This is a genomic window from Roseateles sp. GW823-FHT07B05, from assembly GCF_058794515.1.
Genome location: NZ_JBXAGX010000006.1, coordinates 226,627 through 246,931 on the forward strand (window position 1 = coordinate 226,627; position 20,305 = coordinate 246,931).

The window sequence follows — 20,305 nt, forward strand, 5'->3', positions numbered from 1 at the left end:
TGACTCTAGCCGCCCAGCACCAGCCACAGCGCCTGGCGGTGCAGCGGCGTGGCCGCCGGCAGCAGCGGGTTGCGCAGCGCCAGCCGCACGCGCTGCGCCAGCCGGTGGCGGGCGATGAGGTCGCCGTAGTGGCGCTGGAACAGGCGCTGGAAGCTGCCGTCCGCCACGGCCGCCTCCAGGCCGCGTTCCAGGTCGGCCGCCAGCCGCGGGCGGTTGGGCCGCACGAACAGGTAGGACGCCGCCGGGTAGTGCAGCAGCACATGCGGCTCGATGGCCAGACCGTGCGCCAGCGGCGTGGCGGCTTCGTCGTCGATCTCGATGACGGAGCGCGGGAAGTAGTCGATGCGCCCCAGCCGCAACATCTCGAACAGCATCTCGTAGCGGCTTGCCGTCTGCACGCGCAGGCCGTTGGCGCGCAGCACCTCGGTGTCGGGCCAGTCGTGGCCCTGGCCGGCCGTGTCGCCCGCCAGGTCGGCCAGCCGGCGCACGCCGCGCCAGCGTTGTGCGTCGGCCGCGCGCACGAAGGCCAGCCGGCAGCCGATGAGGCCACGGTCCACCGGCACGCGGATGGGCAGCAGCTCGGCCTCGCGTTCGGGGCTGGTCATCGTCCAGGCCAGGTCGGGGTCGCCCAGGCCCTCGGCCAGCTCGCGCATCACGCGCCCCTGCACCATCGCCTGGCGCGACTCCACCAGCTCGTAGCGCGCACCGCTGCGCTGGATGGCCAGCTTCAGCACGTCCTGCAGGTAGTGCCAGGCGGGGATGCGGTCGGGGTCGTGCAGCGGGTAGACGATGCGCTCGGCCTCGACCGCGGCCCCTGCCGACGCCGCGCCGCCGGCCAGCGCCAGCAGCAGCGGCCGTCGCCTCAAGGCTTGCGCCTCGCGCGCGGCGCGGCCTTGGCGGCGGGCTTGGGCGTGGCCTTGGCCGCAGGCTTGGCGGCAGGCTGGCCGGCCGACAGCCCCTTGGCCACGCTGCCGACGACGGCGCCGGGCATGGTGGCGGCCTTGCGCAGCGTGTCGCTGGCGGCGTCGAACGACTGCTTGACGAGGTTGCCGGCCAGGTTGCGCGCGGCGTCGGTGGCGCTGTCCTTCATCGCCGACGTGGCCAGCTGCGTGAACTGCTGCGTCAGCGCCGTCCACCACTGCGTCGGGTCCACCGCGGCGCCGGGCAGGCCGGCGGCCTTGGCGGCGTCGCCGGCCGTCTTCACGGTCTTGGCGGCCACCTTGGCGGTCTTGGCCGCGGTCTTCACGGCCGTGCTGGCCGCCGCCTGCGCGGCCGGCGCCGCGGCGGCGAGGATCTCCGGCGGGATGGCCGGCCAGGCGGGCGCGTCGGCGCCGGTGGGCAGCTTGAGGCTGTCGCGCAGCTGCGCCAGCGGCACGTTCATCGTCTGCAGCGTGGACAGCGTCATGCGCTGCACCTCCAGCGCCTGGATGGTGGCCGCCAGCATGCGCGCGTTCTGCTCCAGCCAGAACTGCACCGTGCGCAGCTCCTCGATGCGCTTGCCCAGTTCCTCGGGGTTCAGCGTGGGCGCCACCCACTGGCCGATGCCCGGCAGCGCCGAGCCGGCGTTCTTCACGAGGCCCTGCAGGAAGTCGAATCCGGGCACGAACTTGGTGAAGCTGTTGTCGGTCATCGCGGTCTCCTCGGCGTTGGGGCCTGATGCTACTTGGCGGGGTGCACCGCTTCGACGGTGAAACCCTGGGCCGCCAGCAGCCGGGGCAGGCCCTGGGGCCCCGTCATGTGCAGCGCGCCGACGGCCACCAGCAGGCGCTGGCCGGCGCCGTGCAGCGCGGTGATGCGCTCGGCCAGCACGAGGTTGCGGTCGTCGTTGAGGCGCTTGAACCAGGCGCGCTCGGCCGGCGTGTCGGCGCAGCCGCACCAGCGCGGGTAGTCGGCCAGCGTCTTCATGTCGCCGCGCACCCAGGTGTCGGCCATCTTGCGCAGCGGGGCGCGTATCTGGCCGCGCTGCAGTTGCTTCAGCGTGCCGTCGACGACCTCGGGCAGCTCGGCCGCCGTGGGCTCCAGCGCCGCCAGCTGCTCCTGCACCGTCTCCAGCGACTGCACCGGCCGGCCCTCGGCCTTGGCGCGGTTCAGCAGCATCAGGTCCTGGCCCCAGCCCACGTCGAAGGCGTCACGGCGCGCCTCCAGCAGCGTCAGCGTGCTGAGCTGCAGCGTGGCCGGGAAGGCGGCCAGCGCCCCGGGCGGCAGGCAGGCCACGCGGGCCTGGGCCTCCACCCGCTGCGCCAGCGCGGGCGGCAGCGGCTCGGCCGGCGGCAGCGCGGCCAGCGCGGGCACGATGTCGGCAGGGTCCAGCTCGACGGCCAGCACCTCGGTCTCGTCCCACGCGCGGCGCAGCGCCGGGCCGGGGTAGGCCCAGTCGGCCTTGCCGATGTGCAGGCTGCCGAACAGGAAGCTGCTGTGGCCGCCGCGGCTGATGCGCCACAGCGGGCCGCGGTCGGGCGCCTTGGCGGCCCAGGTGGCGGCCTGCGCCGCCGTGGGCAGCACGGGCGTGGGCGGGCAGTCGGCACGGGCACCGCCGACGAGCAGCGCGAAGAGGCACAGGAAGCGGATCATTCTTGGGGGGTGATGCGGAGTTCGCCGGGTTTCTGGGAGAAATGCAGCCGGCCCAGCACGTCCATGCCCAGCAGCGGCGCATGCAGGTTGGGCAGCACGGCCACGGGCAGGCGGTCGGCGCGCACGCCGCCCTCCAGCGCGACATCGGCCCGCGCGGCGAAGCCCTCGGCGGCGCCGCCGGCCGTCTGCGTGCGCACGGTGCCCAGCGGCTTCAGGCCGGCGCGCTCGGCCAGCGCCTGCGGCAGCGCGGTGGTGGTGGCGCCGGTGTCGACGAGGAAGTCCACCTCCACGCCGCCCACGCGGCCGGGCCAGTGGAAGTGGCCGTCGGGCGCGCGCGTCAGCACCACGGTCTGGCCGGCCAGCTGGAAGCGGCTGGCCTCGCGCTCGCGCTCCCAGGCCTTGAAGACGAGGAACAGCGCCAGGCCGATCAGCAGCCAGACGGTCATCAGCTTGAGCGTGGTCGGCAGTTCGGAACGGGACACGGGCGTGGGGTCAAGGGTTAGCGCGGGCACCAACGATAACCGCGCGGCCCAGAATCGCCGCCATGAAACTGCTGGCCACCCTGCTGTTCGCCGCCAGCCTGCCGGCGCAGGCCGACCCGCTGGCCCCTCTGGCCTGGCTGGCCGGCTGCTGGACGCAGCCGGGGCGTGAGCCGGGGTCGGTGGAGCAGTGGATGGCGCCGGCCGGTGGCGTCATGCTGGGCATGGCGCGCACGCTCAAGGGCGGCCGGGTCGTGTCGTTCGAGTTCATGCAGCTGCGCGCCGGCCCCGACGGCCGGCCCAGCTTCATCGCCCAGCCGCAGGGCCGCCCACCCACCGAGTTCCCGCTGCTGCGGCAGAGCGGCGCCGAGCTGGTGTTCGAGAACGCCGCCCACGACTTCCCGCAGCGCGTCATCTACCGGCAGACGGCACCCGACCGGCTGGAGGCCCGCATCGAGGGCGAGATGAACGGCCAGGCGCGCGGCATCGACTTCCCGATGCAGCGCACGGCCTGCCCCTAGGCGGCCGCCAGCCACGGGCACACGGATTGCCGCCACCGGTCATGCTCAAACGCCTTGCCACCCTCCTCTCGCTGGCCACCGCCCTGCTGCTGGCCGGCTGCTCCGGCCTGACGCTGGCCTACCAGCAACTGCCGCTGCTGGCCGGCCTGTGGGCCGGCAGCTACCTGGACCTGGACAGCGCCCAGCGCACGCAGCTGAGGCAGCAGCTGCAGGCCTGGCAGGCCTGGCACCGCCGCGAGGAGCTGCCGCACTGGCAGACGCTGCTGGCCCAGGCCCGCGCGGCGCTGGACGGCGGCGTGACGGCCGAGGAACTGTTCGCGCTGGAGCGCGGCGCGCGCGCCAGCGCCGAGCGCAGCCTGCAGCACGCCGCCCCGCTGGCCGCGCCGCTGCTGGCCGGCCTGCGGCCCGAGCAGTGGCAGCACCTGCAGAACAAGCTGGACGAGAACAGCGCCGAGTGGCGCGAGAAGCAGTCGGGCCCCGACGGCCAGCAGGAGCGCGCCAAGCGCTACGCCAGCAACCTGGAGCGCTGGCTGGGCGACCTGGACCGCAGCACGCGCCGCCAGGCGCGCGCCGACGCGCAGGCCTGGCACTTCGACCTGGCCGCCATGGCCCAGGGCCGCTTGCTGCGCCAGGCCCGCACCGTCGACGCGCTGCGCGCCTGGGCCCGCCACGACCTCGCCGGCGGCACCGCGCTGGCGATGCAGAACCTGCTGCCGCTGCCCGCCGAGCAGGCCTACCGCGACGAGATCGTCGCCAGCCTGCTGAAGCTGCTCAACGGCCTGACCGACGAGCAGCGCGCCGCCGTCCGCAAGCACTGGGCCGACTGGGGTGCCGACCTGCGCACGCTGCAGGCGGGTTGAAGTGGGCTGAGGCGGGTCAGATACCGAACATCTCGTTCAAGGCCTGGCGGTACTGCGCCTGGCCGACGGCGTTGGTGTTGTGGTGCGAGCCGCCCTCCACCAGCACGAAGCGCTTGGGCTCGCGGGCGCGCTCGTAGAGCTGGCGGCCCAGCCGGGGTGGGATGAGGCTGTCCTGGCTGCCGTGCACCACCAGCAGCGGCGAGCCGACCTCGGCCACACGCGCGGCGGCGTCAAAGCGCTGAGAAATCAGCGGCGACAGCGGCAGCCAGCCCCAGCGGAACGTGGAGACGACGTCGGGGATGGACGTGAAGCTGCCCTCGACGATGACGCCCGCCTCGTCGCCCACCTGGCTGGCCAGGTTCACGGCGATGGCGCCGCCCAGCGAGTGGCCGAAGATGAAGCGCCGGGCCTGCGGATGGCGCTGCGCCAGCCAGTCCCACGCGGCCTGTGCGTCCTCGGCGGCCATGGCCTCGGACGGCAGCGCCGTCGTGCTGCGGCCGAAGCCGCGGTAGTCCACGCCGAGCACCGAGAAGCCCAGCTGATGCAGGCGGCGCATGCGCGGCGCGCTGCCGCGCACGTCGTAGCGTGCGCCGTGCAGGTACAGCAGCACCGGCGCGGCCGGGTCGGCCTGCGGCAGCCACAGGCCGTGCAGCCGCACATCGGCGCCGCCGGCGGTACTGCGGAAGGAGATCCAGGCGTCCTCCATGCCCTCGGCCGCCGCCAGGCCGCCGGCCCAGGTGCGGTCGCCGGGCTGGAAGATCCAGCCACGCTGGCGCTCGTCCAGCGTCGTGCAACCAACCTGCAGGCCCAGCGCCAGCACGGCCAGCGAGACGATGCCAGCCAGCCGGCGCCACGGTGCTCTGCGATTCATGCCCGCATGGTGCCAGCGCCGCAATGCCCTGGCGCCACGACGGGCCTCAGCTGCGCAACGCCGCCACCGGCGACAGCCGTGCCGCGCGCCGCGCCGGCGCCCAGACGCCCCCCTGCCCCAGCAGCCACAGCGACAGCGCGCCGGCCGGCAGGTAGACCCACGGCAGCCGCGCCACCTCGTAGTGCTGCATCAGCAGCTGGCTCAAGCCCCAGGCGCCGGCCAGGCCGATGGCGATGCCGGTGCTGGTGAGCAGCAGGTTCTCGACCTGGAAGTAGCGCAGGATCTGCCCCTCGGTGGCGCCCAGCGCGCGGCGCGTGCCGATCATGCGGGTGCGCTGCTGCACCCAGAAGCTGGCCAGGCCGACGATGCCCATCGCCGTGACCAGCAGCAGCGCCACGCAGACGCCGCCCATCAGCCAGGCCATCGCGCGGTCCTGCGCGTAGAAGCGCGAGCGCATCTCCGCCAGCGACGAGGCCTGCGTGACAACGCGGCCGGTGTCCGCCGCCTCCAGCGCCGCGGTGGCGGCCTTGATCTGCGCGTCCAGCTGCGCGGGGTCGGCGCGGACGATGTAGAAGCCCGAGCCGCGCAGCGGGAAGATGATGGACAGGTTCTCGTCGCCGTTGTTGCTGCCGTCGTTGCGGCCACGGCTGACGAAGGGGTGGGTCAGCTTTTGCACGACGCCGACGACCACCGACGGCGCGTCGCCGAACACGTAGATGGACTGGCCCAGCGGGGACTGCCCGGGGAAGAGCTTGTCGGCCGTGGCCTGGCTGAGGATGACCTGGCCGATGCGCGGCTCGTCGGCACGGAACACGGCGTTGGCGTCCAGCACCTCCTCGGGCAGGAAGTTGCGGCCCGCCACCAGCTTCAGGCCGAAGGTGGCGAGCAGGTGCTCGTCACCGGCGTACTGCGACGCCACCATCAGCCGCTCGGCCTTGGTGCCGGGGTGCAGCCGCACGCCGCTGTTGTTGCTGTTGTAGGCGTAGGCGACCTGGTTGGCCGTCGTGGCGGCCTGGATGCCGGGCAGCGCGCGCAGCCGCGCCATGTCCTCGGCGGCGATGGCGGCGCCGCGGTCGGGCGGCGTGGCCTTGCTGTAGCGCACCTGCAGCATGGCCATGCCGGGCTCCACCATGCCGCTGTCGGCGCCGAGCGCGTCGAGCCGCGTCTCGATGAGGTGCAGCGCGTTGGTGACGATGGTGAAGGTCAACGCCACCTCCAGCACGATGAGGCCGGCCGCGATGCGGTGGCGGCGCAGCGTGGACAGGATGGGGCGCAGGTCGGAAAAGATGCTCGTCATTACTGAACTTTCAGTTGAACGGCGGGGGTGACCAGCGCGGCGCGCCAGGCGGGCAGCAGGCCGGCGCACAGGCTGGCGAAGATGGCCAGGCCCAGCGTCAGCGCCAGCATGGGCGCGTCCAGCTCGGCCAGGCGGGCGTAGTCGTTGGGGCTGTGGCGCACCAGCCAGAGGCCGGCGTTGGCGAACAGCAGGCCCAGCACGGCGCCCACCAGCCCCAGCAGCCCGGCCTCAACGACGAACTGCGCAAAGATGGCGCCGCGCGTGGCGCCCAACGCGCGGCGCACGCCGATCTCGCCGGCGCGGCGCAGCGTCTTGGCCAGCAGCAGGCCCACCATGTTGACGATGCACACCAGCAGGAAGCCGAAGGCCAGCCAGGCCTGCAGGCGCACGTCGGCAGGCATCACCTTGCGCGCGTCCAGCCAGTCCATGACGTTGCGCAGCCGCACGTTGGTGGGCCGCTTGAAACGGCCAGCGCTGCGCTGCGCCTCGGAGTAGGCAACGAGGTAGTCGCGGTAGGCGGCGGCGTCCTCGGGCTTGTCCAGCTCCACCCAGTACTGCACCCAGGAGCAGCTGGCCTTCAGGTCCAGCGGGTTGCCGCCGCTGGGGCCGTTGCCCCAGCAGTCCATGTTGCCCCAGTGGCCCACGCCCAGCGTGATGGCGGTGGTGAACGGCAGGAACAGGTCCTCGGTCTCGGCGTAGCTGCCCAGCGTCATGTCGTAGAAGTGCGGCTGCACCTGCCAGGGCTTGAGCACACCGATGACGCGCAGCGCCTGGCCGCGCACCACCACCTCGCGGCCCACGCTGTTGGCGCCGCCGAACAGCTTCTCGTTCAGCGCCGCGGACAGCACCGCCACGCGCGCCTCGGCCTCGTCGTCGGCGGCGGTCCAGCCGGCGCCGTACTGCCAGGGCGCGTCGAACATCGCGAAGAAGTCGCTGGTGGCGTAGCGCGTGCTGGAGAAGATGGGCTTGACCTGCGCGTCCTGCACGCCCACGGCGGTGTTGGAGCCACTCATCATGGCCTGGCGCTTGCCCTTCCTGTCGCGCAGCAGCGCCACGGCGTCGAAGCGGGTCAGGTCGAAGGTGGGCTCGTCGCCGGCCTTCCAGCCGACGAGGTCGCCGGCGTCCAGCTGCACGTTGAACAGCCGCGCGCTCTTGGCGGGGATGGGGTCGCCGGACAGCACGTGGTAGACGGTCAGCGTCGTCATGCAGGCGCCGATGCCCAACGCGAGCGCCAGCACCATCAGCGCCGTCAGGCCCTTGGAGGCGCGGGCGCTGCGGGCGGCGAGTTCGAGGTAGTGAAGGAACATCAGTTTTGCTCCAGCAGGGAGTTCACGGCGGCCAGCTCGGTGTCGCCCAGCGAGCCGGCGGCCAGGTGCAGGGCCAGCAGCGCGAGCACATGGCGGTGGCGGGCCTGGGTCTGCGCGTTCTGCGCGCCGGCCAGCGTCTGGATGGCCAGCAGCAGGTCGGTGGTGGAGCGCGTGCCCAGCGTCAGCCCGGTGCGGGTGGACGCCAGCGCGCGCTCGGCGGCCTCGACCGCGGCCTGCGTGGCTTGCAGCTGCGCGGCGCCCTGGCTGACGGCCAGGTGCTCGGCGCGCACCTCGCGCAGCACGGCGCGGCGGCCCGCTTCGAGCTGCTCGCGCGCGGCGTCGCGCTGGAAGCCGGCGCGGTCGGCCGCGGCGGCGGTGGCGCCACCCGCGAACAGCGGCACGGTCAACCGCAGCGCCAGCTGCGTGGGCGTGCGGCCGGCGTCGAAGGCCGACACGCCGTCGCCACGCTGGCGCTGCGTGTCCACCCCCAGGCTCAGCGTGGGCAGGTGGCCGGCGCGGGCGGACGACACGCGCTGCTCGCTGGCCTGCACATCCAGCTGCAGCGCGCGCAGCGCGGGGTTGGCGGCCTCGGCACGCTGCGCCCAGGCATCGGCCGCGTCCGGCAGCGGCTGGGCCGCGAGCTGCTGGCGCAGCGGCTGCAGCGTGGGCGGCGTGCCGCCGGTCAGCTGCGCCAAAGCCTCGCGCGCATCGGCCACGGCGGCCTCGGCGGCCAGCGTGCCGGTGCGGGCCAGCTCGCGGTAGGCGCGCGACTGGTCGGCCTCGACTTGGGCGGACAGCCCGGCCTGGAAGCGCGTGTCCGCCTCGGCCACCTGGCGGGCGAAGGCGTCCTCGTTGGCGCGCGCGGTGGCCAGCTGGGCCTGCGCCGACAACAGGCCGAAGTAGGCCTCGGCCACGCGCAGCCGCGCGCCCTGCTCCGCCGCCTGCAGCCGCGCCGACTGAGCCGACGCCTGGCTGCGGCCGGCATCCCAGGCGCGCAGCGCGGCCAGGTCGATCAACGGCTGCGTGATGCTGCTGGTGGTGCTATTCCAGCGGTTGCCGCCGGTCTCGCGCAGCTCGCTGCGCTGCAGCTGCCACTGCGGCAGCAGCGCGGCGCGGGCCTCGCGGGCGGCGGCTTCCTGCGCGCCGTCCAGCGCCGCGGCCTGGCGCAGCAGCGGGTCGGCCGCGCGGGCCAGCGCCCAGACCTGCAGCAGGTCGTCGGCATGGGCGGCCGTGGCCGCGCACATCACCAAGGCAAAAAGCAAGGGACGCATCACGCTCAAACGGTGAGTTCGGCGGTGAGGTCGACGACCTGCCCGTCGATGACATGCACGTTGCGCTGCGCGCGCGCCGCCAGCTGCGGGTCGTGCGTGACCATGACGATGGTGGCGCCGTCGCGGTGCAGTTCCTCCAGCAGCTCCATGACGCTGCGCGCCATCGCGCTGTCGAGGTTGCCGGTGGGCTCGTCGGCCAGCAGCAGGCGCGGCTCGCCGGCCAGCGCACGGGCGATGGCCACGCGCTGCTGCTGGCCGCCCGACAGCTCGGCCGGGTAATGCTTGCCGCGCGCCGACAGGCCCACGCGGGCCAGCGCCTCGGCGGCGCGCTTGCGGCGCTCGGCGGCGCCGAAGCCGCGGTAGCGCAGCGGCACCTCGATGTTGTCCAGCACGTTCAGGTCGGGGATGAGGTTGAACGCCTGGAAGATGAAGCCGATCTTCTCGTTGCGGATGCGCGAGCGCTCCGCGTCGCCCATGCGGCTGACGTCGATGCCGTCGAGCCGGTACGTGCCGGCGCTGAAGGCCTCCAGCAGCCCGGCGATGGTCAGGAAGGTCGTCTTGCCCGAGCCCGATGGGCCGGTCACGGCGACGAACTCGCCTTCGTTGACGGTCAGGTTGAAGTCGCGCAGCGCATAGGTCTCGACCATCTCGGTGCGGTAGACCTTCTGCAGTTTTTCCATCTGAAGCATGGTGGGTTCCTCGACGATCAATCAGCGATGAGCACGCGCGGCGCGCCCTTGAAGTTCTCGGTGCCGGAGATGACGACGCGGTCGCCGGCGGCCAGGCCGGACAGCACCTCCACACGGTCCAGCGAGCGCGCGCCCAGCTTGACGGCCACCTTCTCGGCCACGCCGCCGCGCACCACGTAGGCATAGCTGCCGCCGCCCTCGTCGACGAAGCTGCCGCGCGTGACGCCCAGCACCTGCTCGCGGCGGTCCAGCAGCACGCGCACCGACAGGCGCTGGTTCTGGCGCAGCTGCTCCGGCTGCGGGCCGGCAAAGCGCAGCCGCGCCGCCACCTCGCCGTTGACGACCTCGGGCGACACGGAGCTGACCAGGCCTGGCCAGCGCTGGCCCGCGCCCGAGCCGCCGCTGATCTCGCCGGGCATGCCGGGCGCCAGCTCGCGGGCGAAGCTCTCGGCCACCTGCATCTGCACCTCCAGCGCCGACAGGTCGATGACCGACAGCAGCTTGGCGTCGCGGGCGACGTTGCTGCGGTCGGCGATGAAGAGCTGGCCGACCTGGCCGTCCACCGGCGAGCGCACCTGCAGCTCGGCCACCTGGCGCTCCAGCTCGGCGGCCAGCAGCTGCTGGCGCGACAGCGCGCTCTGCTTGGCCTGCACGTCCAGCTTCAGGCTGTCGGTCTTCAGGCCGCGCAGCGCCTGCGCCTGCTCCAGCGCCAGCCGGGCCTTGGCGAGTGCGTCCTGCGCGCGCTCCACCTGCATGCGCGCCGTTGCGCCGGCCTCGAAGGCCTGGGTCTGGCGGGCCAGGTCGTTCTGCGCGGTCTGGTGGTCGATACGGGCGTTCTCGTAGGCGCTCTGCAGCGCGGCGCTCTGCTGGCGGGCCTCCACCTCGGCGCGGGCCAGGTCGGCGCGCAGCGCGTCCACCTGGCTGCGCTCCTGCGCGAGGCGGTTGGTCAGCTCCGGCGAGTCGACCCGGGCCAGCACCTGGCCCTGCTTGACGGGGTCGCCGGCCTTCACCAGCAGCGTTGCCGTGCCGCCACCCTGGGCGTACAGCGTGGGGCTTTGCGCGGCGACGACGCGGCCCTCGCCAGCCACGTCGCGCGTCAGCGGCGCCACGGCCACGGTGGCGATGCTCAACCGCGAGGCGCTGACGGCGCTGTCGGCGGACAAGGCCTGGCGGATGCGCCCGCCGGCCAGCAGCGCGATGGCGGCGACCGCGATGACGCCGCCGCCCAGCAGCAGCGGCCAGCGGCGGGCCCGGGGTGCGAGCGGGCGGTCCTGCTCGGAGGTGTCGCGAAAGCGAGTGTTCATGCCCGCTGTTTTTGCAAGCCACGTGCCAGACCAGCGCGCCCGGTGAATCAAGCACTTGGCGCCGCGGACGGTGTCCGCGGACAGTGTCCGGACAGTCCGGGCCCGGGCCGTTCAGGCGCGCCGGGCCGGCGGGCGGCCACCCGCCGGGGTTCTACCGAGAGACGCTCAGGCGCTGCCCACCGCCACGAGGAAGCAGTAGGCCAGCACGGCCACCACCAGGCACAGACCCATGGGCGAGAACGGGATGCGTGTCATGTCCATCTCCCTTGCGTTGGGCGCGGCGCGCGTCAGGCGCGCAGCAGCTTGTCGGCGTGACGCCAAGTCTGCGGTGACTGCGGAAACACTGTCGCCAGTGCGGTTTCCGACAGCCCCAGGTGGCGGCGCAGCACGGTGGCGAGCACCTGGCGGAAGTCGTTGGCCACGGCCAGGTCGCGGCCGTCGGCCAGCGCGGCGGTGTCCAGCCCCGGCCAGTCGCCCAGCACCTGCCCGCCCGCCACCGGGCCGCCCAGCAGCCACATGACGTTGCCGCGGCCGTGGTCGGTGCCGCCGTTGCCGTTCTGGCGCAGCGTTCGGCCGAACTCGCTGACGACGACGATGACGGTGTCCTTGTACGCATCGCCCAGGCCCGCGGCCAGCGCGTCCAGGCCCTCGCCCAGGCTGGCCAGCCGGTTGGCGAGCTGGCCGCGCGCGGCGCCCTGGTTGACGTGGGTGTCCCAGCCGCCCACGGCGGTGAAGGCGAGCTGGGTGTGCGGGTCCTTGCGGATCAGCGTGCCGAGCCGCCGCGCGTCGGCCGCGAAGCTGCGGGCGGACGGCGCGCCGGCGTCGGCGCTGGGGTCCATGGAGCGCGGCTCGGCGGCGGCCATGCTGCGCGCCATCTCGCCGCGGCCCTCGGTGGTGTCGCGCAGCGTGCTGCTGAGCTGCGCGTCGTTCGCGTACAGCTTGGCCAGGCCGGCCTGCATCTGCGGGTTGTCGATGGCGCGGCGCTGCATCGCATTGGGCCCCAGGCCCAGGCTGGCGACGCTGGCGGTGCCGGCAAAGATGCGCGGCGGCGTGCTGCCCTGGGAGATGGCGCGCGTCGGTGCCGGCTCGCCGGGCAGCACGGCCAGCAGCCGGTTCATCCAGCCGTCGGGCGTGGACTTGCGGCCCGGCGTGCCGGATTCCAGGTAGTCCTGCGCGTCGAAGTGGGAGCGCGTCGGGTCCGGCGAGCCGCTGGCATGCACGAAGGCGAGCTGGCCGCCGTCCCAGTGGCGCTTCAGCGGGCTCAGCGCCGGGTGCAGGCCGAACAGCGAGTCCAGCTTGAGGAGGCCGTCGTCCGCGCCGGGTGGCGCCAGCGCGATCTGCGGCCGGCTGTCGGCATAGGCGCGCTCGCCGTAGGGCGCGACGACGGACAGGCCGTCCACCGCCCCGCGCAGCATGACGACGACCAGCTTCTTCTGGGCACCGCCCTGTGCGCGCACGAGCGAGACCGGCAGGCCGCCCAGCGTGAAGGCGCCGAAATGGAGGAGTTGACGTCGCAACATCGCAGTCACCTTTTCATGAAGTCGGGCGAGGCCAGCAGCAACGCCACCTGCTGCCCCGCCGGTTCGGCCGCCAGCGTGCGGCGCGTGGGCTCGCTGACCGATGCGCCCAGCGTCGTGCTGAGCTGGATGGCGCTGACGCCGCTGCGCTGGCCCAGCGTCGTGGCCAGCTGCACGCGCTGCGTCAGCGCCTCGGGGTTGCGCCAGGCGGCGGCGGTGTTCTTGTAGCCGTCGGGCGTCTGCGCGCCGAACAGCGGCTGGCCGGCCTGCTGCAGCGCCTGCAGCAGCGGCTGGGGCTGGGCCAGCGGCAGGTCCAGCGCGCGCAGGCTGGACAGCAGGTACTGGTAGGGCGTCTTGAACTTGGCCTGGTAGGCCTCGCGGCTCCAGAACTCGTCGGCGCGGATCAGCGTTCGCGTGAACTCGCGCAGATCGCCGCCGGTGGCGCGGAAGTTGTCGGCCAACCGGTGGACCAGGGCCGCCGGCGGGTCGTCCGACACGAAGGCCTGCGCGAACTTGAACGCCAGGTGGCGGGCCGTGGCCGGGTGGGCGGCCAGCACGTCCAGCGCGCGCGTGCCCTCGGCCTGGCCGCTGCCCGGGATGGCCTGGCCCAGCCAGGTCTTGGCGCCACCGTCGTGCCGGCGCGGGTTGAACTCGAACACGTCGCCGCCCGTGGCGCGCGGGTCCAGGCCCCAGCCGGTCAGCATGCGCGCCAGCTCGGTCACGTCGCGCTGCGTGTAGCCGCCGTCCTCGCCCAGCGTGTGCAGCTCCATCAGCTCGCGGGCGTAGTTCTCGTTGAGGCCGCTGCGGCGCTGCGCGCCGGGCCGCGCGGCGCCCGGTGCCACGCTCTGCGCGTTGTCCAGGTAGATCAGCATGGCCGGGTGCCGCGCCGTGGCGCCCAGCATGTCGCGGAAGCTCCCCAGCACATGCGGCCGGATGGCGCGCTGCTCGTAGTCGGCCACCAGCACGCCCACGGCCTGCTTGCCGGCGAAGACATTGAAGTGGTTGAACCAGAACTCGGTCAGCACCTCTTCCAGCTGGGCCGGGCTGTGCAGTGCGCGCGCCAGCCGCGCCGTGGCGGCCTGCTGCACCAGCGGGCGCACGTTCTCGCGCACGGCGTTCAGCGCGTCCATGCTGGGCGTGTCGCCCTTGGCCTGCTCGCGGCGCGCTTCGCGGGCGGCCTTCACGGCCTCGCGGTAGCGGGTCAGCAGCTCGCCCTGGCTGAGGTGCAGCACCTCCAGGCCCGCCAGCCGCTCGGCCAGCGCGGCGGGCTGCGACAGGCGGCGCGGCGCCAGCTGCTCGTCGAGAAACCTGTCCAGCCACCGCTGCGCACCCTGCTCGGCGATGGCCGCGGCGTCGCCCGGGCGCGGGCCGTAGCCCAGCCGGTTCAGCGCATGCAGCGCGCGCTCATCGGCACTCAACGCGATGGCGGCGGGGCCGGCCGCGGCCTGGCTGCGGCGCGTCAGCAGGCCCAGGCCCATCAGCGTGGCGGCGCTGCCCAGCATGAAGCGGCGGTGCTTGTTCATCGGCGATCTCCGTCCTTTGAGACGCAGCATGTCGCCAGGCACGCACCGCCATGTGGCGCGAGCGCAAAGATTTGTGTCAAGCGCTGACAAAGCCCCCGGCAACGGGGACGCGGCCGCGCGGCGTCAGTGCCCGCCCAGCCAGCGCTCCAGGCTGCGCAGCGTGGCCGCCACGTCCAGCGGCTTGCTCCAGAAGCCGTCGAAGCCGCCGCGGCGAGCCAGGTCGGCGGCCGTGTACTCGGCCTCGGCCGTCACCAGCAGCGCCGGCACGCCGGCCGCCAGGCCGGCCTCGTGCAGCTGGGCCAGCAGCGCGTCGCCCGCCACGTCGGGCAGGCGCAGGTCGCACAGCAGCAGGTCCACATGCTGCGCGGCAACGAAGCGCCGCGCCTCCGCGCCGCTGCGCGCCACGTGCAGACGGCAGCCCGGCCGCAGCTCGACGATGCCCTGCATCAGCATCGCGTTGACCGGGTCGTCCTCGACGTACAGCACCTCGTGCATGGCCACCCCGCTCAACAGGCTCGCCACAGCGGCGGATGGGACGGGGATGGCGCAACAACGGAAAGACACATCATGGGGAACTGCCGGAATCGTTTGACGGCGATTATCAAATTTATTGATAGCACCGTCAGAGGCACCCCCTCAAATCCGGTAGGCGCCGGTAGATTTGCCAAATATTGCGCTAGGGCGCCGGGTGGCGAGCGGCGCCCAGCGCGAGCAGCCCCTGCGCCAGCCGCGCCCAGTCCGCGGCCTGGCCGGCCGGGTCGGCGCCGGCCGCGGCCGCGTCTTCCAGCGCACGCGCCATCGCGGCCAGCCGGGGGTGGCCGATGAGCGCCAGCACCGCCTTCAGGCCATGGGCCACGCGGCGCAGCGCGGCCGCGTCGCCGGCGGCCAGCGCGGCGTCACCCTGAGCCAGGTCGTCCGCAAAGCGCTGGATGCAGCCGTCGCGGAAGGTCTCGAACAGCGCCCGGTCGCCGCCGAAGTGGCGCTGCACCGGGTCGCCCTCGTCATCCTCGGCGGCGGGCACGGGCGGCGGTGGCGCGGCGCGGCCGCGCAGCAGCTCGGCCACGGTGTCCAGCAGTTCCAGCAGCGGCACCGGCTTGCGCAGCGTGCGCGCGACGCCGCGGGTGGCCAGCGCGAGGTGGCGGTCGTCGTGCACGCCGGCGCTGAACACCAGCCAGGCCGGCGCATCGGCCGCCAGCGCGAAGCCCTCGGCCAGCAGCGTCTCGGCCGAGCCGTCGGGCAGCATCAGGTCGCTGATGACGAGCTGCCAGCCGCCGCCGGCCAGCGCCTCGCGCGCCTGGGCGACGCTGGCGGCCTGCTGCAGCTGGATGGGCGGCGCTGCCGCGTCGTGGCCCGGCAGCTCCTCCAGCGCCAGCTCGACGAAACGGGCGATGGACGGGTCGTCCTCGATGAGCAGCACGCGGGCGGCCATGGCGCCCCCCGGCCCTCAGGCGGGCTGCACGGCGGTGGCCCGGGCCAGCAGCACCGGCAGTTCGGTGACCAGTGCCGTCTTGTGCACCAGCGGCACGCCTTCCAGCGCGAAGCGGTAGGGCTCGCGCTGCGCCTCGTCCAGCGCCGTGACGACGATGAGCCGGCTGCGCGCGAACTGCGGGTGCGAGCGCAGGCTGGTGATCAGCGCCGCGCCGTCGATGCCCGGCAGCAGGATGTCGATCAGCAGCACGTCGGGCTCCAGCCGCCCGGCCATCGCCAGGCCGGCGATGCCGTCGGACGCGACGTGCAGCTCCGCGCCGGGCAGCTCGCGCTTGACGATGAGGCTGATGAGGTTCTGGAAATGCACCGAGTCCTCGATAAGCAGCAGCGTGATGGGGCGCTCGCCGCTGCCAGGCACGGGCGGCGGCGGCGCTGCCGTGGGCGCGGCGCTGCCGCGGCCGGCCAGCCAGGCGTCCAGCGAGCTGCGCAGGATGCGCCGGTGGCCGCCCGGCGTCTTCCAGGCCTGCAGCTCGCCGCGGTCCACCATCAATTGCACAGAGCGCACCGCCATCCCCAGCCGCTGGGCGGCCTCGGTCGTGGAGCAGGTATCGGGCACGGAACTGGTGTGATTCACACGCGACATTTTGCCGAATTCGCGGGCTGGTGTTTTGATTGGCGTATTTGATAAAAACGGCGACATTGGAAAATACGGCTCAACCGGAGCACAAACATGCCTTCCCCCACCTCTCTTTCCCCGCCCGCGGAAGCGCGGCGCCCGCCCGCCTCGCATGCCGGCGAGGCCGAGGAGAACCGCGCCCACCGCGTCAGGCTGGGCCATTTGGCGGAGGCGCTGGCCCGCCACCTGGGGCTGGACGCCGACACGGCGCAGCTGCTGCGCCTGGCCGCGCCGCTGCACGACGTGGGCGAGTGCCACCCCGGCGACCCCTTCGAGCCGGACTGGCCGCTGACCGCTGCCGAGGAGCGCCGCCGCCGCCAGGCCCAGCCCGAGCGCGGCGCGGCGCTGCTGGGCGGTTCGCGGCTGCCGCTGTTCGCGCTGGCCGCCGAGATCGCGCTGCACCACCGCGAGCGCTGGGACGGCAACGGCTACCCGCGCGGGCTCAAGGGCAAGGCCATCCCGCTGTCGGCGCGTATCGTCGCGGTGGTGGACTATTTCGACGCCCTGACGATGCGCCGGCACTTCCGCCCCGCGCGTGCCGACGACCGCGGCCTGGCCATGCTGGCCGAGCAGGCCGGCAGCGCGTTCGACCCCGAGATCGTCACCACCTTCCTGGCCCATGCGCCGGCGCTGATCGCGCTGCGCGACCGCATCGACCCGTCGCGGGGTGCCGCATGAAGCGGCTGGCAACGGCACTGCTGGCCCTGCTCGCCACGCTGGCCATGGGCGCGCCGCCCACGGTGGCGCAGCGCATGCAGGCCAGCGGTGAGCTGCGCGTGTGCATCTGGCCCGACTACTACGGCATCTCGCTGCGCAACCCGCGCACCGGCCAGCTGTCGGGCATCGACATCGACCTCTCCTCCGCGTTCGCGGCCGACCTGCACGTGACGCCGCGCTACGTGGACTCCTCGTTTGCGACGCTGGTGGACGACCTGCTGCAGGACCGCTGCGACGTGGCCATGTTCGCCGTCGGCCGCACGGCCCAGCGCGAGCGCCAGCTGCGCTTCAGCCGCCCCTACCTGGAGAGCGACATCTACGCCGTGACGACGCGCAGCAGCCGCGTCGTGCAGCGCTGGGAAGATCTGGACAAGCCCGGCGTGCGCGTCGCCGTGCAGGCCGGCACCTTCATGGAGCCCGTCATGGCGGGGGCGCTCAAGCGCGCTACCCTCGTCGTCGTGCGGCCCCCGGACACGCGCGAGCGCGAACTCGAGGCCGGCCGCGTCGACGCCTTCATGACTGACTACCCCTACAGCCGCCGCCTGCTCGACAGCGCCGACTGGGCCCGCCTCGTGGCGCCGCCCACGGCGTTCTACGTGATGCCGTACGCCTACGCGGTGAAGCCCGGCGACAAGGCCTGGCTGGACACGGTGGACGACTTCGTCGGCCGCATCCAGCGCGACGGCCGGCTGCGCGCCGCGGCAGATCGCCACGGCCTGGGTGACATCGTGAGAACGCGCTAGCCGCCCTTGGCCGACACCAGCATGCCCCACCGCAACCGCTGGCGCCCGAGTGTCATCACCGCGGGCGCCGGCGTGTTGCTGGCCGCCACGCTGCTGGCCGGCGCGGCGCACAGCCTGTGGCGCGAGCAGCGCGAGCAGGTGAACGAGGCGGCGACGCGCCAGGCGCTGCTGGCGCGCGTGCTGGAAGACCATGCCAGCCGCAGCCTGGACGCCACGCAGATCGCGCTGGCCGGCCTGGCCGACGTGGCCGCGCGCAACGCGCCGCCCGAGGTGCTGCAGGCACTGCTGGACCAGACGCAGACCAGCCTGGGCTTCCTGCGCGGCGTGGCGCTGCTGGACGAGAGCGGCCGCGTGCTGGCCGCGGCCGACCCCGCGGACCGCGGCGCCCGCATCGAGCTGGACGCGCTGGGCCGCTGGCCCGACACCGGCCGCGACGCCGTCGGCGGCTTCATCGCCGCGCGCAGCCTGGCCGGGCTGGGCCAGCAGGGCGGCGTCGTGCCGCCGGGCGTGGGCTTCATCCCGGTCATGCGCGGCGCGCGCCTGCCCGACGGCCGCACGGCGCTGCTCGTCGCACTGTTGAACCCCGACGCGCTGGCCAACTTCCAGCAGCTGACGCTGAACGACCCACAGGCCGCCGCCGCGCTGGTGAACATGGACGGCCTGCTGCTGGCCGCCACCAGCGGCGCCGAGCGCCTGCCCGGCGAGCCGCTGCCGCGGCTGCTGGCCCCCGGCGCGCCGCTGCACCATGTGCGCGAGGGCGCGGAGCTGGGCCGCTGGGACGGCCCGGGGCTGCGCGACGCGCCGCAGCTGGGAACCTACCGCGCGCTGCGGGCGCGGCCGCTGGTGGTGCTGGTGGAGCTGCCGCAGGCGGAGCTTCGCCGGCAATGGCTGGTCACCGTGCGCGACATGGGCCTGCCGGCGCTCGGGCTGGCGGTGGCGCTGGTGGTGCTGTCCGGCGTGGGCGCGGCGGCGCTGCGGGCGCGCGAACGCGCGGCGCTGGCGCTGGACCAGGCGCAGCGCCAGGTGGCCGAGCGCGAGCGCGAGCTCAGCGCCATCTTCGGCAGCGTGCAGGACATGCTGTTCCGCACCGACGCCGCCGGCCGTGTCACCTTCATCAACGAGGGCTACGCGCGGCTGTCCGGCCAGGCGGTGGATCGCGTGCGGGGCCGGCCGCTGCACGAGCTGTTCGGCGGCGCACCGGCCGTGGCCGCGCTGTTCGACGCCTGCGACGCCGACGCCGCCCTGCCCCGCCAGGTACGGGCCGAATGGATCGCCGGCGACGGCCAGGCCCGCGGCTTCGAGATCCACATCGTGCCGCTGCGCCACGGCGCCGGTGCGCTGGAGTGGGTGGGCAGCGCGGCCGACGTCAGCGGGCTGATCCGCGCGCAGGCCGAGCTGAGCGCCCAGCTGGGGCTGGCGCGCTCGCTGCTGGCGGGCAGCCCGCTGCCGATGTCGGTGCTGGACGGCGAGAACCGCTACCTGGACGTCAACCGGGCGTGGGAGCAGTTCACCGGCCGCCGCCGCAACGAGGTGCTGGGCCGGCGCGCCGCCAGCTACCTGCGCCCGGAGGAGGCCGCCGTGCACGACGCGCGCGACGCCGAACTGCTGGCGCGCGGCGGCGAGATGAGCTACGAGGCCGTGTGGCACAGCCCCGACGGCCGCCGGCGCGACATCTTCGTCAGCAAGTCCACCTTCCCCGACGCGCAGGGCCGGCCCATGGGCATCGTCGTGTGCTTCATGGACATCAGCGATTTCCGCGAGGCCGAGCGCGCCACGCGGGCCGCGCGCGACGCGGCGCTGGAGGCCTCGCGCGCCAAGTCCGAGTTCATCGCCAACGTCAGCCACGAGCTGCGCACGCCGCTGCAGTCCATCCTGGGCTTCTCCGAGATCGGCGCGCTGCGCGGCCGCCACGAGCCGCGGCTGGCCGAGCTGTTCAGCGACGTGCACCGTGCCGGCCAGCGCATGCTCAGCCTCGTCAACGACCTGCTGGACCTCAGCAAGATCGAGCGCGGCAACGAACCGCTGCACGCCGAGCGGCTGGACCTGCGGCCGCTGGCCGCCGAGGTGGCGCGCGAGCTGTCGCCGCTGCTGGCCGCGCGCGGGCTGCAGCTGGACATGGCGCCCGGCACCGACGCGCTGGCCGTGCTGGGCGACCCGCTCCGGCTGCAGCAGCTGCTGCGCAACCTGCTGGCCAACGCGATCCGCTTCTCGCCGCAGGGCGGCCGCATCGAGCTGCACGGCGGCCACGACGCCGACGGCCAGGTGCGCATCGCCGTGGCCGACCGCGGCCCCGGAATTCCGCCCGACGAGCTGGAGAGCATCTTCGAGGCCTTCGTGCAGTCCAGCGCCACCAAGAACGCCGCCGGCGGCACGGGGCTGGGCCTGGCCATCTGCCGCCGCATCGCCGAGGCCCATGACGGCCGCGTCTGGGCCGAGAACCGCCCGGACGGCGGCGCCGTCATCTCGCTGCGGCTGCCGGCCGCGCCGCCTGTCACCCCTCCCTAGAATCCGCCGCCACAAGCCCCGCCACA

At 73.9% G+C, this 20,305-nt stretch carries 20 protein-coding genes; 5 read left to right on the top strand and 15 right to left on the bottom strand.

What is annotated here, in order from left to right:
- Window positions 1–5: 5 nt before the first annotated feature.
- Genes AC1Q7O_RS15320 through AC1Q7O_RS15335 form a run of 4 tightly spaced genes read right to left on the bottom strand, consistent with a single transcriptional unit; the run spans window position 6 to window position 3,053 of the window.
- Entirely contained in the window at window positions 6–866 is an 861-nt protein-coding gene (locus AC1Q7O_RS15320; protein ID WP_492657960.1) for a substrate-binding periplasmic protein, read from the bottom strand.
- Window positions 863–1,630: a PhaM family polyhydroxyalkanoate granule multifunctional regulatory protein gene (locus AC1Q7O_RS15325; protein WP_492657961.1), complete on the bottom strand. Its 768-nt coding sequence runs from the start codon at window positions 1,628–1,630 to the stop codon at window positions 863–865. The genes AC1Q7O_RS15320 and AC1Q7O_RS15325 overlap by 4 nt, the downstream gene beginning before the upstream one ends.
- 29 nt (window positions 1,631–1,659) lie before the next feature.
- Window positions 1,660–2,571 (bottom strand): TraB/GumN family protein, encoded by a 912-nt coding sequence (locus tag AC1Q7O_RS15330; protein WP_492657962.1) that lies wholly within the window; start codon window positions 2,569–2,571, stop codon window positions 1,660–1,662.
- On the bottom strand, window positions 2,568–3,053 hold the full coding sequence (locus AC1Q7O_RS15335) for a retropepsin-like aspartic protease family protein (RefSeq protein ID WP_492657963.1): 486 nt from the start codon (window positions 3,051–3,053) through the stop codon (window positions 2,568–2,570). Before AC1Q7O_RS15335 ends, AC1Q7O_RS15330 begins: the two co-directional genes overlap by 4 nt.
- 62 nt (window positions 3,054–3,115) lie before the next feature.
- On the opposite strand from AC1Q7O_RS15335, the gene AC1Q7O_RS15340 reads away from it, so the two are divergent.
- On the top strand, window positions 3,116–3,571 hold the full coding sequence (locus tag AC1Q7O_RS15340) for a DUF6265 family protein (protein ID WP_492657964.1): 456 nt from the start codon (window positions 3,116–3,118) through the stop codon (window positions 3,569–3,571).
- 41 nt (window positions 3,572–3,612) lie between these two features.
- On the top strand, window positions 3,613–4,431 hold the full coding sequence (locus AC1Q7O_RS15345; RefSeq protein WP_492657965.1) for a DUF6279 family lipoprotein: 819 nt from the start codon (window positions 3,613–3,615) through the stop codon (window positions 4,429–4,431).
- A 16-nt stretch (window positions 4,432–4,447) separates the two neighbouring features.
- Here AC1Q7O_RS15345 and AC1Q7O_RS15350 read toward each other — a convergent pair whose 3' ends face one another.
- The 11 genes from AC1Q7O_RS15350 to AC1Q7O_RS15400 all read right to left on the bottom strand — a co-directional run bounded on the left by AC1Q7O_RS15350 (window position 4,448) and on the right by AC1Q7O_RS15400 (window position 16,281).
- A complete protein-coding gene (locus AC1Q7O_RS15350; protein WP_492657966.1) occupies window positions 4,448–5,302 on the bottom strand; it encodes an alpha/beta hydrolase in 855 nt (284 codons plus the stop codon).
- Between the two features lie 46 nt (window positions 5,303–5,348).
- Window positions 5,349–6,599, bottom strand: coding sequence for an ABC transporter permease (locus AC1Q7O_RS15355; protein ID WP_492657967.1), 1,251 nt, complete (start codon window positions 6,597–6,599; stop codon window positions 5,349–5,351).
- The gene (locus tag AC1Q7O_RS15360) at window positions 6,599–7,906 is read right to left on the bottom strand and encodes an ABC transporter permease (RefSeq protein WP_492657968.1); all 1,308 of its coding nucleotides are present in this window, start codon (window positions 7,904–7,906) and stop codon (window positions 6,599–6,601) included. The genes AC1Q7O_RS15355 and AC1Q7O_RS15360 overlap by 1 nt, the downstream gene beginning before the upstream one ends.
- The gene (locus AC1Q7O_RS15365; RefSeq protein ID WP_492662720.1) at window positions 7,906–9,168 is read right to left on the bottom strand and encodes a TolC family outer membrane protein; all 1,263 of its coding nucleotides are present in this window, start codon (window positions 9,166–9,168) and stop codon (window positions 7,906–7,908) included. Before AC1Q7O_RS15365 ends, AC1Q7O_RS15360 begins: the two co-directional genes overlap by 1 nt.
- Window positions 9,169–9,182: 14 nt before the next feature.
- The gene (locus tag AC1Q7O_RS15370; protein WP_492657970.1) at window positions 9,183–9,866 is read right to left on the bottom strand and encodes an ABC transporter ATP-binding protein; all 684 of its coding nucleotides are present in this window, start codon (window positions 9,864–9,866) and stop codon (window positions 9,183–9,185) included.
- 17 nt (window positions 9,867–9,883) lie between these two features.
- Window positions 9,884–11,170 carry an efflux RND transporter periplasmic adaptor subunit gene (locus tag AC1Q7O_RS15375; protein ID WP_492657971.1) on the bottom strand — a complete coding sequence of 429 codons (1,287 nt, stop codon included), beginning with the start codon at window positions 11,168–11,170 and terminating at the stop codon, window positions 9,884–9,886.
- A gap of 287 nt (window positions 11,171–11,457) precedes the next feature.
- A complete protein-coding gene (locus tag AC1Q7O_RS15380) occupies window positions 11,458–12,690 on the bottom strand; it encodes a DUF1501 domain-containing protein (protein ID WP_492657972.1) in 1,233 nt (410 codons plus the stop codon).
- A gap of 5 nt (window positions 12,691–12,695) precedes the next feature.
- The gene (locus tag AC1Q7O_RS15385; RefSeq protein WP_492657973.1) at window positions 12,696–14,210 is read right to left on the bottom strand and encodes a DUF1800 domain-containing protein; all 1,515 of its coding nucleotides are present in this window, start codon (window positions 14,208–14,210) and stop codon (window positions 12,696–12,698) included.
- Window positions 14,211–14,333: 123 nt separating this feature from the next.
- Window positions 14,334–14,732, bottom strand: a complete 399-nt coding sequence (locus tag AC1Q7O_RS15390; protein ID WP_492657974.1) for a response regulator — start codon at window positions 14,730–14,732, stop codon at window positions 14,334–14,336.
- A 154-nt stretch (window positions 14,733–14,886) separates the two neighbouring features.
- Window positions 14,887–15,639, bottom strand: a complete 753-nt coding sequence (locus AC1Q7O_RS15395; RefSeq protein ID WP_492657975.1) for an Hpt domain-containing protein — start codon at window positions 15,637–15,639, stop codon at window positions 14,887–14,889.
- Between the two features lie 15 nt (window positions 15,640–15,654).
- Window positions 15,655–16,281: a helix-turn-helix domain-containing protein gene (locus tag AC1Q7O_RS15400; RefSeq protein ID WP_492657976.1), complete on the bottom strand. Its 627-nt coding sequence runs from the start codon at window positions 16,279–16,281 to the stop codon at window positions 15,655–15,657.
- 87 nt (window positions 16,282–16,368) lie between these two features.
- Between AC1Q7O_RS15400 and AC1Q7O_RS15405 the strand changes: the two genes are divergently transcribed.
- The 3 genes from AC1Q7O_RS15405 to AC1Q7O_RS15415 are packed head-to-tail and all read left to right on the top strand — an operon-like array spanning window position 16,369 to window position 20,279.
- A complete protein-coding gene (locus AC1Q7O_RS15405; RefSeq protein WP_492657977.1) occupies window positions 16,369–16,992 on the top strand; it encodes an HD-GYP domain-containing protein in 624 nt (207 codons plus the stop codon).
- Window positions 16,989–17,774, top strand: a complete 786-nt coding sequence (locus tag AC1Q7O_RS15410; RefSeq protein WP_492657978.1) for an ABC transporter substrate-binding protein — start codon at window positions 16,989–16,991, stop codon at window positions 17,772–17,774. The genes AC1Q7O_RS15405 and AC1Q7O_RS15410 overlap by 4 nt, the downstream gene beginning before the upstream one ends.
- Before the next feature lie 21 nt (window positions 17,775–17,795).
- Entirely contained in the window at window positions 17,796–20,279 is a 2,484-nt protein-coding gene (locus tag AC1Q7O_RS15415) for an ATP-binding protein (RefSeq protein ID WP_492657979.1), read from the top strand.
- The last annotated feature ends 26 nt before the right edge of the window (window positions 20,280–20,305 follow it).